Source organism: Brevundimonas sp. TWP2-1, assembly GCF_049897645.1.
Classification (GTDB): Bacteria; Pseudomonadota; Alphaproteobacteria; order Caulobacterales; family Caulobacteraceae; genus Brevundimonas.
Window position 1 is genome coordinate 817,163 of sequence record NZ_JAFCWR010000001.1, and the last position, 15,412, is coordinate 832,574.

Consider the following 15,412-nt stretch of genomic DNA (forward strand, 5'->3'; position numbering starts at 1 on the left):
CGCCTCAGTGAAAATCGCGCGACCCCGGCAGAATGCGGACGTCGCGCGGATGCCGGCCGGTCGGGCTGCGTGGACCTTGCGGATATTTCACCGCATCCGCCCGCGACAGCTCGACCTGCAGGTCATAATCCTCGGACAGCCGGCTCAGTTCGGCCGAACGGTCCACCACCTTGCGCACCATGATGTGAAGCACACCCTCGACGCTCTTCTCGACCGTGCCCTCCACCTCCATCAACCGCGCCGCCATAACCTCGCGCCGGAAGGTCTCGAACAGCCGCGCCCAGATCAACGCGTTCACCACCCCGGTCTCGTCCTCCATGGTCACGAAGATGGCGTTGCCCGTGCCCGGCCTTTGCCGCACCAGCACCACCCCGGCCGTGCGCACCAGCCGCCCATGCTTCTGGGCCATGACCTCGGCCGCGCTTAGCACCCCCTCCGCCCGGAACACCGGCCGCAGGATCTGCATCGGATGTCCCTTCAGCGACAGTCGTGTCGTCTGATAGTCTGTGGCGATATGTTCCTTCAGCGGCATCAGCGGCAGGTTCGCCGCCGCCTCGGCGCCCAGCTCCCGCGCCCGCGCGGCCTGGAACAGCGGCAGAGGTTCGTCGTCCGGCAACCGCCTGACCGCCCACAGCCCCTCGCGCCGGTCCAGCCCGATCGACCGGAACGCATCCGCATCCGCCAGTTTCCGCATCGCCGCCGCCTCTAGCCCCGTTCGCCGCGCCATCTCCTCGACATCGGTGAAGGGAGCGTCGCGCGCTTCGACCAACTTCGAGGCCCACCCCTCCTTGAACCCGTCGATCTGACGCAGCCCCAAGCGCAAGGCCGGAAATTCCTTACCGCGATCCGTAGGCTCCAGCGTGTTGTCCCAGACGCTGTGGTTCACATCGATCGCCCGCACCTCGACCTTCTGCGGGCTCTCCTGCGCATCCCGCACCAGCTGAGCTGGCGCATAGAATCCCATCGGCTGGCTGTTCAGCAGCGCACAAGCGAACACCGCCGGATGATGGCATTTGATCCAGGACGAGATGTAGACCAGCCTGGCGAACGAAATAGCGTGGCTCTCGGGAAAGCCATAGGAGCCGAAGCCCTTGATTTGCTCGAAACAGCGCTCGGCGAAGGCCTCATCATACCCTCGCGCCTTCATGCCCTCGACCATGAGTTGACCGTAGTGGCTTAGGTTCCCATCGCCCCTGAAGGTCCCCATGGCCTTGCGCATGCCGTTCGCCTGCTTGTCGTCAAAGCACGCCGCGACCATCGCGATCTTCATCGCCTGTTCCTGAAAGAGCGGCACGCCCAGCGTCGCTTTCAGCACGTCCTTCAACTCATCGGGATGTCCGAACTCTGCACCGGGAGAAGGATAGTCCACGGCTTCCAGACCCTGCCGTCGCCTCAGATAGGGATGGACCATGTTTCCCTGAATCGGCCCGGGACGAACAATCGCCACCTGAATGGCCAGATCGTAGAACCGCTTCGGTTTCAGCCTCGGAAGCATATTGATCTGCGCCCGACTCTCCACCTGGAAAACTCCGATGGAACGCCCCTGCTGCAGCATTTCGTAGGTCTCCTCGTCGGCATCGGGGACCGTATCCAGCCTGAAATCCAGTTGCCTATGTTCAACCAGAAGATCGAACCCCTTTCGGATACAGGTCAGCATCCCCAGAGCCAGCACATCGACCTTCATCAGCCTCAGCGCGTCGATATCGTCCTTATCCCATTCGATGAAGGTTCGGTCCGGCATGGCCGCATTGCCGATGGGAACCAATTCATCCAGCCGATCCTGGGTCAGGACGAAGCCCCCGACGTGTTGGGACAGATGTCGGGGAAACTCCAGCAGCCGCCGGGTCATGGCGACCGCACGGGTTACGGTCGGATTGCCGACCTCGAGCCCGGCCTGCTCCAGATGCCGATCCGGGATGTCCGATCCGAAACTGCCCCACTGGCTTCCTGCCAGACGCGCCGTCACATCCTCGGTCAGCCCCATGACTTTTCCGACCTCGCGGATGGCGCTGCGCGGGCGATAACGGATCACGGTGGCGGCGATGCCGGCTCGGTGACGACCGTATCTTTCATAGATGTGCTGAATGACCTCCTCGCGCCGCTCGTGCTCGAAATCGACGTCGATGTCGGGCGGCTCCTTTCGATCCGACGAAAGGAAGCGCTCAAACAGCACGTCATGCACACTGGGATCGACCGAGGTGATCCCCAGAACATAGCAGACGGCCGAGTTCGCCGCAGAACCCCGCCCCTGACAAAGGATGCGCTGATCGTTCGCAAATCTGACGATGTCGTGGATCGTCAGAAAATAGTGGGCCAGATCCTCCTTGGCGATGAAGGTCAGCTCCTTCTTCAGAAGGTCCTGCACCTTGCCCGGCACGCCTTGCGGATATTTCCGCTCCTCATAGGTCGCCACCAACTCAGCCAACCGATCCTGCGCCGTCATGCCGGGCGGCACCGGCTCTTCGGGATAGTTGTAGCTCAGGTCCCCCAGGTCGAACGCCACCCGCGCCAGAACATCCTGCGTCTCGGCCACCGCCTCGGGCGCGTCGGCGAACAGGCGGCTCATTTCGGCGGGCGGTTTCAGGTGGCGTTCGGCGTTCTGGTCCAGGCGGCGGCCGGCCCCCTCCAGCGTCACCCCCTCGCGGATACAGGTGACGACATCCTGCAGGTCACGCTGTTCGGCGTCGTGATAGAGAACGTCGTTGACTGCCAGCAACGGCGCGCCTGCCGCCGCAAAGGCCTTCAACCGCGCCAGGCGGCGGCGGTCGTCGCCCAACCGACGCATGGCGCCGCCCAGCCAGACGGCGCCCGGCGCAGCGTCGTTCACCTGGCGCAGCAGGGCCTCTAGCCCCTCCAGCCGGCGCGGCGGCATGACGATCAGCAGCAGCCCCTCGGGCGCGCGCAGCAGGTCGCGCAGGCCGATCTCGCATTGGCCCTTCTTTGCTCGGCTGTTGCCCAGGGTCAGCAGGCGGCACAGGCGCCCCCAGCCTTGTCGATCTTCCGGATAGGCCAGGATGTCCGGCGTCCCATCGTTGAACCGCAGCCGCGCGCCCAGGATCAGCTTGAAAGCCTTGGCCCTCGCCTTGATCTCCTCCGGGTCGATGTCGATGGGAAACGAATCCTCCACCAGCACCGTCTCGCCAGGTCCGCCGCCCTGGCGCACCCGGTCCGGGGGCGACCAGCCCTCCTCGCGCAGCGTCTTCAGCGCGCTCCAGGCCCGCACCACCCCCGCCAGGGTGTTGCGGTCGGCCAGCCCCATGCCGGTGTGGCCGCGTAGGATGGCGCTCAACACCAAATGTTTCGGATGCGACGCCCCTTCCAGGAAGGAGAAGTTGCTGCGCGTCGCCAGTTCGGCATAGGCGCTCATGCGAAGACCCCGTGCACGAACCAGCGCGGCGCCGGCTCCTCGCCGTAGAAGCCGGAGCGGAACAGCCAGAAACGGCGGCCCTCCTGGTTCTCGACGCGGTAATAGTCGCGGGTGGGCTCCAGCGGCCCCCGCAGCCTGCGCCACCATTCGGGGGCGATGCGTTCGGGGCCTTCGACCCGGACCAGACGGTGATCCACCCGCCGCCAGATGAAGCGGTTCGGCGGATGGTCGGGCACCTCCGCCGTGGCCACGACAGGCTGGGGCGGATCGAACATCTGCAGCGGCCGTAGCGGCGGGTCGGCGGGATCCGGCTCGGGCCAGGCGGCGATCTCACCCATCGGCAGGGCCGCAGGGGTCAGACGCACTGCGCGCTCGGGTCGATGCGACTCTACCGATTCGAATCGGCTGACGGCCTCCGCCCCCAGGCGCGCGGTCAGACGGTCGATCAGCCGGCCCAAGTCCTCGGCGCCCGGCGGCGTCCGGTCGAAGCCCCGCTGCTTGGACGCCAGACGATCGGCGACCGGCACGGACAGCCGCAACTGGTCGAAGCCGAAACCGGGATCCAGCGGCCGCGCCAAGGCCGCCAGCCGTTCGCGGAACAGGCGCAACACTCCAACGACATCCCGGCTGGGCCGACCGGTGCGAACCGTGATGTGGCGCACCTCTCCATCCAGACGGAAGAAGGCGGTCTGGAAGGCCCGACCGCCCTGACCGCGCAGGTCGAGCTGATCCATGGCCTCGACCAGCAGATCGCCGATAACCGCCTCAATGTCGGTCGTCTCCGTGATCGGCTCGACCAGAATGCGATTGACGCAAATGACCAGCACAGGCCGTTCGGGCCGGATCCGAGCGTCCTCACGCCCCATCACCCGGTTCAGCCGCGTCGCCGCCGCCACGCCGAAGCGCGCGGCGATGGGCGCGGTGGGACGGTCGGCCAGATGAGCCAGGGTCTTCAGTCCCGCCCGCGACAGGGCCTGCGTCTCCTTGTCCGACAGCTCCAGCGCCGCGACAGGCAGGTGGCGCAGCGCCTGGCTCTGCCCCTCCCCCTCGTAAATTCCACCACGCCCGAACCGCGCCAGGGCGCGCGCCGTCTCGGGCGTGCCGGCCAGGGCCAGACGAACCGCCAACCCGACACCTCGCGCCCTAGCCACGACCGACCGGACCAGACCTTCTTCGCCCCCGAACAGATGGGAGCAGCCCGTCACGTCCAGCGTCAGCCCGTCCGCACCGTCGGTCGCCGCCATCGGCGTGAACCGGCCGAAATCCAGCAACACCCTTTTCAGCAGGGCCGCGTCCGCCTCGGGCCGGTGCGCGACCACCCGGATGTCCGGCGCCCGCGCCCGAGCATCGGCCAGGGTCATGCCGGGCGAAAGGCCCAGCGCCAGCGCCTGCACATTCGCGGCCGCCAGACGCAGCGCGCCCTTCACCTTTTCCACCAAGACGGTCACCGGCTCAGCCGAAGAGTCGGCCTGTCCCTCCTCACGCCGCAACCGATCCGTCGGCAACAGGGGAAACCAGATCGCCAGATATCGCCGCTCGTTCCAAGTATTCATGTCCGCCTTTTTGGAAGACTTCGCGCTCACGATCCCACTCCATGATCCAGGTGTTAGGCTGCGCGCCCAGCCGATGTCGCAGTAGTTCAACCGCATAGGTCGGATGACCGGGCGCCTCGGCTTCCAGCGCGCGCGACAAAGCCCCCCTGACCCGCCACCGGGTCTCGGCAGCGCTCGGCTGGGGTTGGGCCGCCAAGCGCGTCAGAATCGCCGTCGCTCGTCCCTGCCCCGCCGCCATCGACAACCGCCGCGTCGCCGTCAGACTCAACATCTTGCTCTCGCCCCAGGTGGTCAGCAGCACCGCCCCCACGGCGCCGCAAGTCAGCGCCTCTTCTCCCGCCGTCAGCAGGTCCTTCGTCTCCTTGACTCGCACCAGCACCACCCGGCCGGGATCCAGCCCCATCTCGCGCAAGCCCGGCCCATGGATCTGCCCCGTCTCCAACCCTGCCATGGCCTGCACGCCCCAGACCACGGGCCGGTCGCCCGCCGCCCGCTGAACAAGCCCCACGGCGAACCCCAAGGCCGCCGTCGTATCTGGCGTGGTCGGGGCGTAGATCTCGTGCAGGGCATGGATCGCCAGCCCGCCTAGATGCCGGTCCGCCTCCTCATACCCCAGGTTGAAGCGTGCATCGTCGGTCGGAGATGCGTCCGTTTCCATCGCTTTCAGACGTTCGCGCAGGACTTCGATATCGTGATCGGGCCGCACCACGGTTCTCCTTTTGTTCTCTTATATGCATCCTTCAGGGGACAAGGAGTCAAGCAGAGTTCCAGCTTGACCGTGGGAATTTATTCCGCACAGTCCGCTCGGACGACATATCGTGAATACTTGACTTTGGCGCAGGGACTTCTATATCGCCCCCAGCCTCGGGACAGGTCTGCGAAACGCGCCGCCCGCTCGCCCAAAGAGGGGCGGTTCCGTTGCTTGATGCACGCAGACGCTTTCTCTCCCAAGGATTCATGACCGAATTTTCCCAATTGGGCCTTTCGCCCACGACTCTTAAGGCCGTCGCCGACACCGGCTACACGACCGCCACCCCCATTCAGGAACAGGCGATCCCGGTCGCCCTCGCCGGCCGCGACGTCCTGGGCATCGCCCAGACCGGCACCGGCAAGACGGCCGCCTTCACCCTGCCGCTGGTCGATCGCCTGTCCACCGGTCGAGCCCGCGCCCGGATGCCGCGCGCCATCGTCCTGGCCCCGACCCGCGAGCTGGCCGACCAGGTCGCGGAAAGCTTCGCCAAATACGCCAAGGGCACCAAACTGACCTGGGTGCTGCTGATCGGCGGCGTCTCCATGGGCGACCAGGTCGCGGCCCTGAACAAGGGCGTCGATGTCCTGATCGCCACGCCGGGCCGCCTTCTGGACCTGTTCGAACGCGGCAAGATGATGCTGAACGGCGTCGAGATCATGGTCGTGGACGAGGCCGACCGCATGCTCGACATGGGCTTCATCCCCGACATCGAGAAGATCTTCAAACTGACGCCGCCGCGTCGCCAGACCTTGTTCTTCTCGGCCACAATGCCGCCCGAGATCACGCGCCTGACGGCCGCCTTCCTTAAGGATCCGACCCGGATCGAGGCCTCGCGTCCGGCGATGACCGCCGACACCATCACCCAGTACGTCGTCCGCATCCCCACCTCGGACCCCAAGGCCAAGCGCACCGCCCTGCGCGCGCTGGTCGGCCGTGAGGACGTGCGCAACGGCATCGTCTTCTGCAACCGCAAATCCGAAGTCGATATCGTCGCCAAGTCGCTGAAGCAGCACGGCTTCGACGCCGCGCCGATCCACGGCGACCTGGACCAGTCGCAACGCACCAAAACCCTGGCGGACTTCCGCTCGGGCGCGCTGAAGATCCTGGTGGCCTCCGACGTCGCCGCGCGCGGTCTGGACATCCCGGACGTCAGCCACGTCTTCAACTACGACGTCTCGCACCACGCCGACGACTATGTTCACCGGATCGGCCGCACCGGCCGCGCGGGCAAGCTAGGCCAGGCCTTCATGATCGTGACCCCGGCCGACGACAAGTCGCTGGATAAGGTGCTGAAGCTGATCAAGATGGACCCGCAGGAGCTGGTTCTGGACGGCATCGACTTCGCCGCCATCAAGGACGGCCCCGCCCGCGACGACAAACGCTCCGGCGGACGTGAGCGTTCGGGAGAGCGCAGCCGCAGCCGGTCGCGCAACAGCAGCGCCCCCGCCGCCGAGCCGACCGAAGTCGTCGCCGTTGCTGCACCTCAAGCTGCTCAGGCTCAGGAAACCGAAGCCCCCCGCAGCCGCAGCCGGCGCAAGGCCCGCCCGGAAGCCGCCGCTGTCGAAGTTGCCGCTCCTGCCCCGGTAGCGGTTGAAGCCGTCGAGACGGTCGAAGCGGTCGAGGCACCCCGCGCCCCGCGTACGGACCGTGCAGAGCGTCCCGACCGCGCCGACCGCGAGCCTCACCTGCTGCAATCCGACCGTCGCGGCGACCGCAAGGCCGCCAAGGACGACACGCAACGTCAGGGCGTGCGCGGCTTCGGCGACGACATCCCGGCCTTCCTTCGCCGCCCGGTCGTCGTCCGCCCCTGAATTCGTACATAACGGCGCGGTGAAATCCCGCGCCGTTTACCCTGCATTACGGAACACTCCTTAGTCTGCGCCCCGATACAGCTCCAGAACAGGAGCCAAGGGGAAGAAGAATGTTCAATCAGGTCGAGACGTCGCTCCGGGGTCCACAAGCCTACGCCCTGGCGCGTGATGTCATCGCCGAAATGGAAAAGGCGGGCGTCTGGCCGACGCCGCTGAACTTCGAACTCTGGCTGCACTATCTCAGCGATCCTGACGGCGCCCTGGCCCAGGAAATCCGACGCCTTCTCGCACAGTCCACGGTCATCACCGACAAGACGTCGGAGATGCTGGCCGCGGAGTTCCTGCCGCGCGGGCGTCTGCCGGATCAGATCCGTGATGTCGGCGCCGTCCTCGACCGCGAACTGGCCAGCGTCGCCAGCGCCATCGCCATGGCCCACAAGACCCAGCACGACTATGGCGAGACCCTCGCCGACGCCTCACACTCCATGGAAACCGTCGAGGATCCATCCTCGCTGAAGGATCTGGTCGGCGGTCTGTCTACCGCAACCAACCGCGTGCGCCGCGAGACCGCGATCCTGGAAAAACGCCTGGAGAAGTCCAACAAGGAAGTCATCCGCCTGCGCGAGAACCTGGAACAGGTGCGCCGCGACGCCATGACCGACGCCCTGACCAACCTGGCCAACCGCAAGGCCTTCGACGAACGGCTTGAGGCCGCTTGCGCCGAGGACGACGGATCGCCGCTCAGCCTGGCCATCCTCGACATCGACCATTTCAAGCGCTTCAACGACACCTGGGGACACCAGACCGGTGATCAGGTGCTGCGCTATGTCTCCACCGTCCTGTCCAACATCTGCGGCAAGACCCGATTTGCGGCCCGGTTCGGCGGCGAGGAATTCGCGATCATCTTCCCCGGCGAAGGCGCGGGCGTCGTCATGGCGGCGCTGGAAAGCATCCGCAACGACGTGGCCTCACGCGCCCTGCGTCGGCGCTCGACCAATGATGACCTCGGCTCCGTGACACTGTCGTCCGGCTTCGCTCAGCGTCAGCGGGGCGAAACCGCCGCCAGCCTGCTGGAGCGCGCCGATGCCGCCCTCTACGAATCCAAGCGCGCCGGTCGAAACTGCGTCACCGCTGCGGCCGCACTGGAAAAAGCGGCTTAGAGCCTGACAAGGCCAAGCTTTCTGCCATAGTCGCCCGATGCGCAGCTTCGCCTTCAATGTCGCCTACTGGATCTTGTCGATCAGCTATGGGCTGACGGCTGCATTTGCGGCGCTCGCGCCCGGTCGCGGTCCCGCCAGCTGGGTCATCCGCCGCTATGTGAAGCGCATGGTCCAGGCCATGGCGATCTTCGCCGGCATCCGGCTGGACGTGCGCGGCAAGGATCGGCTGCCCGAGGGCGCCTTCATCATCGCCTCGAAGCACCAGAGCTGGGGCGACGGCTTCGCCACCTACGACCAGTTCGACGACATCGCCTTCGTCACCGGCGACCATCTGGAGAAGTTTCCACTGCTGGGCGGCGTGCTGAAGAAGCTGGGCGCCATCGTCGTCAATAGCTGCGGCGGCCATGAAGCGCGCAAGGCCCTGGCCATGCGCGCCGCCGAGGCCCTTGCCGAAAACCGCAAAATCCTGATCTATCCCGAGGGTCACCTCGCGCCCGTCGGCCGGAAGTTCAGATATCGGTCCGGCGTCTGGCACATGTACCGCGATTTCGACATGCCGGTCGTGCCGCTCGCCAGCAACCTCGGCGTCTTCTGGCCTGAGGAAAAATACGAGAAGCATCCCGGCGTCGCCACGCTGGAGTTCCTCGACCCCATCCCCGTAGGCCTGCCCAAGGACGAGTTTCTGGCCCGCCTGGAAGCCGTCATCGAAACCCGCACCGCCGAATTGGTCGCCCAGGCGACGGGTCAGCCGGTAACGCCGGCCGTGCTGATCAATACGCCGAACTGAACGAAAAAGGCCGGGGAGGTCGCCCTCCCCGGCCCAATTCTTTTCGATCAATGGCCCGATCAGGCGGCGCCGTCGGCCTTTTTCTTCGACACTTCGGAATAGATCAGCAGGGGCTGAGCCTTGCCTTCGATGACCTCGGCGTTGACCACGACCTCTTCGACGCCTTCGAAGGTCGGCAGTTCGAACATGGTTTCCAGCAGAATGCCTTCCAGGATCGAACGCAGACCACGCGCGCCGGTCTTGCGGGTGATGGCCTTCTTGGCGACGGCGATCAGGGCGTCGTCGGTGAAGGTCAGCTCGACATTCTCCATCTCGAACAGGCGCTTGTACTGTTTGACCAGCGCGTTCTTCGGCTCGGTCAGGATGGTGACCAGCGCCGCTTCGTCCAAGTCTTCCAGCGTCGCCAGAACAGGCAGACGGCCGATGAACTCGGGGATGAGGCCGAACCGCATCAGGTCGTCAGGCTCGACGCCCTTGAGGATGTCGCCTGTGCGACGCTCGTCGATTTCCTTGACCTTGGCGCCGAAGCCGATCGAGGCGCCCGCCCCGCGCGCCGCGATCACCTTCTCAAGGCCGGCGAAGGCGCCGCCGACGATGAAGAGGATGTTGGCGGTGTCGACCTGCAGGAACTCCTGCTGCGGGTGCTTGCGACCGCCCTGGGGCGGAACGGAGGCGACAGTGCCTTCCATTATCTTCAGCAGGGCCTGCTGCACGCCCTCGCCCGAGACGTCGCGGGTGATCGAGGGGTTGTCCGACTTGCGGCTGATCTTGTCGATTTCGTCGATGTAGACGATGCCGCGCTGAGCCCGTTCGACGTTGTAATCGGAGGCCTGGAGCAGCTTCAGGATGATGTTCTCGACATCCTCGCCCACGTAACCGGCTTCGGTCAGGGTCGTGGCGTCGGCCATGGTGAAGGGTACATCGATGATACGCGCCAGCGTCTGGGCCAACAGCGTCTTGCCCGAGCCGGTCGGCCCGATCAGCATGATGTTCGACTTGGCCAGCTCGACGTCGTTGTTCTTCGTCGCGTGGTTCAGACGCTTGTAGTGGTTGTGGACGGCGACGGAGAGCACCTTCTTGGCGTGGCTCTGTCCGATGACATAGTCATCCAGGACGTCGCGGATCTCCTTGGGCGTGGGAACCCCGTCGGTCGTCTTCTTGAAGCCGATCTTGTGCTCTTCGCGGATGATGTCCATGCACAGTTCGACGCATTCATCGCAGATGAAGACGGTCGGGCCCGCGATGAGTTTGCGGACCTCGTGCTGGCTCTTTCCGCAGAACGAGCAGTACAGAGTGCTTTTGGCGTCTGAGCCGGCTGCTTTGGTCATAGACCCTTATCTCACTCCCGCGGGGCGAACCGAAATGGCCCGAAACGCGCTTCCCTCACATTGATGCCAGTACTCTGGCTGCGAAGGTCTTCAAAAAATGACAATTACCCATCCCACGTGCGACGACAACCCCGAAGGCGGCAAGGGATTGTTGCAGTGCGTGGATGGATCAGTGTCGGCGGGGATCAAGGCGAATGTCTGACATGGGGATCGTGCAGGATTTGCGCCAGTCCGAGGCCGCAGGGCGACCCATTGTCGCGTTCGATTTCGATGGGACACTGACGATTCGCGACAGTTTCACCGAATTCCTGCGTTGGCGTGCAGGTCCCGGCGCCTGGGCGCTGGGTCTGGTCAAGCTGGCGCCCGCCGTGGCGGCCTATGCTAGGGACCGCGACCGGGGTCGGATCAAGGCGGCGTCAGTGAAGGAGTTTCTGCAAGGCGTCGATCGTCAGACGCTGGAAGCCGAGGCCGAGCAGTTCGCGCAAGAAGTCTGGCCACGCTTCATGCGGCCCGATGCCCTTGCGGTCTGGAACGACTGGGGCGAGCGCGGCGCCCATCGCGTGATCGTGACCGCCTCCCCCACCACGACGGTCGCGCCTTTTGCCCGAAAGCTGGGCGCAGAAGCTCTGCTGGGCACCGAGTTGGTGTTCGACGCCGAAGACCGAATCACAGGCGCCTTTGCGGGTCCGAACTGTCGGGGTGAAGAGAAGGTGCGTCGGCTGAAGGCGGCCTATGGCGACGACATGACGCTGGTCGCCGCCTATGGCGACACCTCCGGAGACACCGAAATGCTGGCCATGGCCCAGGAGCCGGGCTTCAGAGTATTTCGCCAGAAGCCATGACGCCCTTCAGTTGCCGTCGGCGTCCACGTCAAACACCACGGCCTTGCCGCGTGAGGCCGGATCCCATCCGGCTGCGATAGCCGAGGTGATGGCGGTGCGCACCGCATCGACATTGACCCGCTGCTTTTCCACATCCGGCCGGCCGTTGGGTCGCAGCGGCGGGGGAAACTGCACGATGGCCTCGCGCTTGAAGTCGACGTGGCGCAGAGAGACGGCCATGCCCTCCCAGACATTGCCGCCCTTGGGCTGAGGCTGGCGACGAAGCTCCCAGGCATAGGTTTCGCCGTCGACTTCGACCGTGCCGCTTGGATCTCGTGTGAACTGCATGGCGGTTCCGATAGCATAAAATGAAAAAGGCGCGCCGCGATCGGCGCGCCTTTTTTGGTCGTTTGTCGGGCGGCTTAGTTGCCGGGCGTCTTCACGCCGTCGGCGTCGGCCTGTTCGCGGCGATCATAGACGTGGTCCACGATGCCCCAGGCCTTGGCTTCCTCGGCCGACATGAAGTGGTCGCGGTCCAGCGTCTTTTCGACTTCCTCGTACGTCCGGCCGGTGTGGTGGACGTAAATCTCGTTCAGGCGCTTCTTGGTGTAGCGGATGTCCGCAGCGTGCAGTTCGATGTCCGACGCCTGACCACGGAACCCGCCCGACGGCTGGTGCACCATGATGCGCGCGTTCGGCAGGGCGATCCGCTGCCCAGCCGCGCCGGCCGTCAGGATCAGCGAGCCGGCCGAGGCCGCCATGCCCATGACCACGGTCGAAACCGGGCTCTTGATGTACTGCATGGTGTCGTAGATCGCGAGCGCCGAAGACACCTGTCCGCCGGGGCTGTTGATATACATGCTGATTTCCTTCTTCGGGTTCTCCGACTCAAGGAACAGCAGCTGGGCGCAGATCAGCGACGCCATGCCGTCCTCGAACGGCCCCGTCAGGAAGATGATCCGCTCGCGCAGCAGGCGCGAGAAGATGTCGAAGGAGCGCTCGCCACGGCTGGATTGCTCCACCACCATCGGCACCAGGTTCATGTTCATCAGTTCAATCGGATCGCGCATATAGCCTTCTCGGGAATGCTGGGGACGCGCGACTCAAAAACCGCACGTCTTGTTACTCTGCATATCGGTCATGAAGGCCGCCTTACAAGGCCGTGGCCAGACATGAAAAAGGCGGAGGCCCTGCGACCTCCGCCTTTGGATCATTTGGAAGCGAGGGCGATCAGCCCTCGTCTTCGTCTTCCTTCAGCAGTTCTTCCTTCGTGATCGGCGTATCGGTCACGTCGGCGACGCCCACGATCAGGTCGACGACCTTCTCCTCGTAGATCGGCGCGCGCATCTGGGCGGCGGCGTTGGGGTTCTGGCGGTAGAAGTTCAGGACGGCCTGTTCCTGGCCCGGATAGTTGCGGGCTTCCTGCAGGATGGCGGCGTTCAGCTCCTGGTCGGTGACCTGGACGTTGTTGGCGCGACCGATCTCGGCCAGGACCAGACCCAGGCGCACGCGGCGCTCGGCGATCTTGCGGTATTCGGCCTTCAGGTCTTCGTCGGACTTGGCGGCGTCTTCTTCAGGCAGGCGGCCGGCGCTCTTGTCGGCCTCGACCTGTTGCCAGATGCCGTCGAACTCGGCGTCCACCATCTTAGGCGGCAGCGGGAAGTCATGGGCTTCGTCCAGCTGGTCCAGCAGGGCGCGCTTCAGCTTGAAGCGGGCGGCGCCGGCGTATTGCTGGTTCAGGTTCTGGCTCAGCAGTTCCTTCAGCTTGTCCAGCGACTCCAGACCGATGCGCTTGGCGAAGTCCTCGTCGACCTTGGCTTCGACCTCGGCCTTGATGGCCTTAACCTTGACGTCGAAGGTGGCCAGCTTGCCGGCCAGGTGGGCGGCCTGATAGTTCTCGGGGAAGGTGACCTCAATGGTCTTCTCTTCACCGACCTTGGCGCCCGTCAGCTGCTCTTCGAAGCCGGGGATGAAGCGGCCCGAGCCGATCACCAGGTCCGCGTCCTCGGCCGTGCCGCCGTCGAAAGGCTCGCCGTCCAGCTTGCCCAGGAAGTCGATCGTCAGTTGGTCGCCTTCGGCGGCCTTGACGGTCTTGCCCTTTTTGTCCTCGTAGGACTTGGCTTGGCCAGCCAGTTCGGTCAGCGCCTCGTCCAGATCGGCGTCCGACGCTTCATAGGTCGGGCGATCCAGCTTCAGGGTCTTGGGGTCGATCGGCGTGAAATCGGGCATGATTTCCAGGGCCATCTCATAGGCCAGATCTTCCTCACCCTTGATGACCTTGTCCATGTCGGACGTCAGCTTCATCTCTGCAGGCGCAGCCGGACGGACCTTGGCTTCGTCCAGAGCCTTCTGGCTGGATTCGTTCAGTTCGACGTTGATGATCTCGCCCATGAATTCACGGCCGAAGGTCTTCTTGACGTGGGCGACCGGCACCTTGCCCGGACGGAAGCCCTTCAGCTTCACCTGCGGCGCGACTTCCTTGACGCGGGCTTCGAGCTTGGCGTTCAGCTCCGCAACAGGAATGGTCACCGCGATCACGCGGCTGAGGCCTTCGTTCGACTTTTCGACGACTTGCATGGTCGGGATTCTGACGCTCTGTGGCGCATGGGCCTTAAGGACGGCCGGCGCGGAATGGATAAAGCAAGAAGACCGCCCTGCCCCAGGTCTTGGGAATGAGCGGCGCCTCGAAGCCCGCCCTTATGTCGAGAAGGGCCCCAAAGGTCAACGCGGGCGTGATCGCGGCCGGTGGTTTCGCGCATCAGGCAGGGTTATGTTGGCCGCATGAGCCAGCCCGCCTCCCCCATCGGCGTCTTCGTCACGCCCGTCACCCCGCTTCAGCAGAACTGCACCACCGTCTGGTGCACCGCCACCAACAAGGCCGCCGTGATCGATCCGGGCGGATCGGTGGATGTGGTTCTGGGCGAGGTTCAGCGGCGCGGCCTGACGCTAGACCAGATCTGGATCACCCACGGCCATCTGGATCATGCAGGCGGTGCGGCCGAGATGCAGGAGAAGACTGGCGTCCAGATCACTGGCCCTCAGAAGGCGGATCAGTTCTGGATCAACCGAATCGTCGAGAGCGGACGGATGTATGGCCTGCCTGACGCTCGCCCCTTCACGCCTGATCGCTGGCTTGAGGATGGCGACACGGTCACATTGGGCGAAACCACTTGGGAGGTGCGTCACTGTCGCGGCCATACGCCGGGCCACGTGATCTTCTTCAATCGCGCGGCGCGTTTTGCTCAGGTCGGGGACGTCTTGTTCAAGGGATCGGTCGGCCGCACTGACTTCCCGATGAGCGATCCGCCGGCCTTGATCCGCTCGGTGATCGAAAAGCTCTGGCCGCTGGGCGACGACGTCACCTTTGTGCCGGGGCACGGACCGATCTCGACCTTTGGCGAGGAACGCCGCACCAATCCCTTCGTGTCGGACGCCGCAATGAGACAGGCCCCGATCCAGCGTGAACCGGCGGGGCCTGCCTAAAGGTCTCGCCTGGATCAGCGGCGCAGGATCATGCCAATGATCACGCCGATGCCCAGCGCATACAGGGTCGCCTTCATCGGGCTGTCCTGAATATCTTCCTGGACGCGATGCACGCGACCCGAAATCTTCTCGCGCACCAGGCCTACGTCTTCGCGCACGGCCTGGCGAATGGATGCGGTTTCGCCGAAGGTGCGGCGTTCGCCCCCGGCAAGAATGGCGTCGGCTTCGCGGTCCAGACGCTGCGTCAGATCGTCATCGTCCAGAACGATGTCGTCTGGCGAAGGCGAAGTAATGGGTGTGTTGGTCATGTCGATCTCCGGGTTCGCACAACAAACCGACCGGGCGACCAGT

13 protein-coding genes are annotated in these 15,412 nt (G+C 64.9%); 5 read left to right on the forward strand and 8 right to left on the reverse strand.

Annotated features, from left to right (window positions below; genetic code table 11):
- Positions 1-4: 4 nt before the first annotated feature.
- Genes ACP7BH_RS04195 through ACP7BH_RS04205 form a run of 3 tightly spaced genes read right to left on the reverse strand, consistent with a single transcriptional unit; the run spans position 5 to position 5,626 of the window.
- Positions 5-3,367, reverse strand: coding sequence for an error-prone DNA polymerase (locus tag ACP7BH_RS04195; protein WP_425983438.1), 3,363 nt, complete (start codon positions 3,365-3,367; stop codon positions 5-7).
- The gene (locus ACP7BH_RS04200) at positions 3,364-4,920 is read right to left on the reverse strand and encodes a Y-family DNA polymerase (RefSeq protein WP_425983436.1); all 1,557 of its coding nucleotides are present in this window, start codon (positions 4,918-4,920) and stop codon (positions 3,364-3,366) included. Before ACP7BH_RS04200 ends, ACP7BH_RS04195 begins: the two co-directional genes overlap by 4 nt.
- Entirely contained in the window at positions 4,847-5,626 is a 780-nt protein-coding gene (locus ACP7BH_RS04205; RefSeq protein ID WP_425983434.1) for an ImuA family protein, read from the reverse strand. Before ACP7BH_RS04205 ends, ACP7BH_RS04200 begins: the two co-directional genes overlap by 74 nt.
- Positions 5,627-5,877: 251 nt before the next feature.
- Here ACP7BH_RS04205 and ACP7BH_RS04210 point away from each other — a divergent pair, with 251 nt between their 5' ends.
- The 3 genes from ACP7BH_RS04210 to ACP7BH_RS04220 all read left to right on the forward strand — a co-directional run bounded on the left by ACP7BH_RS04210 (position 5,878) and on the right by ACP7BH_RS04220 (position 9,429).
- Positions 5,878-7,482 (forward strand): DEAD/DEAH box helicase, encoded by a 1,605-nt coding sequence (locus ACP7BH_RS04210; RefSeq protein WP_425983432.1) that lies wholly within the window; start codon positions 5,878-5,880, stop codon positions 7,480-7,482.
- A 110-nt stretch (positions 7,483-7,592) separates the two neighbouring features.
- Positions 7,593-8,642 carry a GGDEF domain-containing protein gene (locus ACP7BH_RS04215; RefSeq protein WP_425983430.1) on the forward strand — a complete coding sequence of 350 codons (1,050 nt, stop codon included), beginning with the start codon at positions 7,593-7,595 and terminating at the stop codon, positions 8,640-8,642.
- A 37-nt stretch (positions 8,643-8,679) separates the two neighbouring features.
- Positions 8,680-9,429, forward strand: a complete 750-nt coding sequence (locus ACP7BH_RS04220) for a lysophospholipid acyltransferase family protein (protein WP_425983428.1) — start codon at positions 8,680-8,682, stop codon at positions 9,427-9,429.
- A gap of 59 nt (positions 9,430-9,488) precedes the next feature.
- Here ACP7BH_RS04220 and clpX read toward each other — a convergent pair whose 3' ends face one another.
- On the reverse strand, positions 9,489-10,757 hold the full coding sequence (gene clpX / locus ACP7BH_RS04225; RefSeq protein ID WP_135195870.1) for an ATP-dependent Clp protease ATP-binding subunit ClpX: 1,269 nt from the start codon (positions 10,755-10,757) through the stop codon (positions 9,489-9,491).
- A gap of 194 nt (positions 10,758-10,951) precedes the next feature.
- Between clpX and ACP7BH_RS04230 the strand changes: the two genes are divergently transcribed.
- The gene (locus ACP7BH_RS04230) at positions 10,952-11,599 is read left to right on the forward strand and encodes an HAD-IB family hydrolase (RefSeq protein WP_425983426.1); all 648 of its coding nucleotides are present in this window, start codon (positions 10,952-10,954) and stop codon (positions 11,597-11,599) included.
- A gap of 6 nt (positions 11,600-11,605) precedes the next feature.
- On the opposite strand, the gene ACP7BH_RS04235 is transcribed toward ACP7BH_RS04230, so the two are convergent.
- From ACP7BH_RS04235 to tig, 3 genes are all read right to left on the reverse strand, one after another.
- The gene (locus ACP7BH_RS04235) at positions 11,606-11,926 is read right to left on the reverse strand and encodes a hypothetical protein (RefSeq protein ID WP_346495330.1); all 321 of its coding nucleotides are present in this window, start codon (positions 11,924-11,926) and stop codon (positions 11,606-11,608) included.
- A 74-nt stretch (positions 11,927-12,000) separates the two neighbouring features.
- Complete coding sequence (locus tag ACP7BH_RS04240; protein ID WP_135195868.1) at positions 12,001-12,648, reverse strand: ATP-dependent Clp protease proteolytic subunit; 648 nt, start codon at positions 12,646-12,648, stop codon at positions 12,001-12,003.
- A gap of 160 nt (positions 12,649-12,808) precedes the next feature.
- The gene (tig, locus tag ACP7BH_RS04245; RefSeq protein ID WP_425983424.1) at positions 12,809-14,155 is read right to left on the reverse strand and encodes a trigger factor; all 1,347 of its coding nucleotides are present in this window, start codon (positions 14,153-14,155) and stop codon (positions 12,809-12,811) included.
- Positions 14,156-14,359: 204 nt separating this feature from the next.
- Between tig and ACP7BH_RS04250 the strand changes: the two genes are divergently transcribed.
- Entirely contained in the window at positions 14,360-15,061 is a 702-nt protein-coding gene (locus tag ACP7BH_RS04250) for an MBL fold metallo-hydrolase (RefSeq protein ID WP_425983421.1), read from the forward strand.
- Between the two features lie 14 nt (positions 15,062-15,075).
- Here the strand turns inward: ACP7BH_RS04250 and ACP7BH_RS04255 are convergent, their stop codons facing one another.
- Complete coding sequence (locus ACP7BH_RS04255; RefSeq protein WP_346495334.1) at positions 15,076-15,369, reverse strand: hypothetical protein; 294 nt, start codon at positions 15,367-15,369, stop codon at positions 15,076-15,078.
- Positions 15,370-15,412 lie beyond the last annotated feature (43 nt).

Excerpts from the sequence above, each read along its gene's own strand:
- ACP7BH_RS04195 (WP_425983438.1), bottom strand. The coding sequence starts at position 3,367 with ATGAGCGCCTATGCCGAACTGGCGACGCGCAGCAACTTCTCCTTCCTG.
- ACP7BH_RS04200 (WP_425983436.1), bottom strand. The coding sequence starts at position 4,920 with ATGAATACTTGGAACGAGCGGCGATATCTGGCGATCTGGTTTCCCCTG.
- ACP7BH_RS04210 (WP_425983432.1), top strand. The coding sequence starts at position 5,878 with ATGACCGAATTTTCCCAATTGGGCCTTTCGCCCACGACTCTTAAGGCC.
- ACP7BH_RS04215 (WP_425983430.1), top strand. The coding sequence starts at position 7,593 with ATGTTCAATCAGGTCGAGACGTCGCTCCGGGGTCCACAAGCCTACGCC.
- ACP7BH_RS04220 (WP_425983428.1), top strand. The coding sequence starts at position 8,680 with ATGCGCAGCTTCGCCTTCAATGTCGCCTACTGGATCTTGTCGATCAGC.
- clpX (WP_135195870.1), bottom strand. The coding sequence starts at position 10,757 with ATGACCAAAGCAGCCGGCTCAGACGCCAAAAGCACTCTGTACTGCTCG.
- ACP7BH_RS04230 (WP_425983426.1), top strand. The coding sequence starts at position 10,952 with ATGTCTGACATGGGGATCGTGCAGGATTTGCGCCAGTCCGAGGCCGCA.
- ACP7BH_RS04235 (WP_346495330.1), bottom strand. The coding sequence starts at position 11,926 with ATGCAGTTCACACGAGATCCAAGCGGCACGGTCGAAGTCGACGGCGAA.
- ACP7BH_RS04240 (WP_135195868.1), bottom strand. The coding sequence starts at position 12,648 with ATGCGCGATCCGATTGAACTGATGAACATGAACCTGGTGCCGATGGTG.
- tig (WP_425983424.1), bottom strand. The coding sequence starts at position 14,155 with ATGCAAGTCGTCGAAAAGTCGAACGAAGGCCTCAGCCGCGTGATCGCG.
- ACP7BH_RS04250 (WP_425983421.1), top strand. The coding sequence starts at position 14,360 with ATGAGCCAGCCCGCCTCCCCCATCGGCGTCTTCGTCACGCCCGTCACC.
- ACP7BH_RS04255 (WP_346495334.1), bottom strand. The coding sequence starts at position 15,369 with ATGACCAACACACCCATTACTTCGCCTTCGCCAGACGACATCGTTCTG.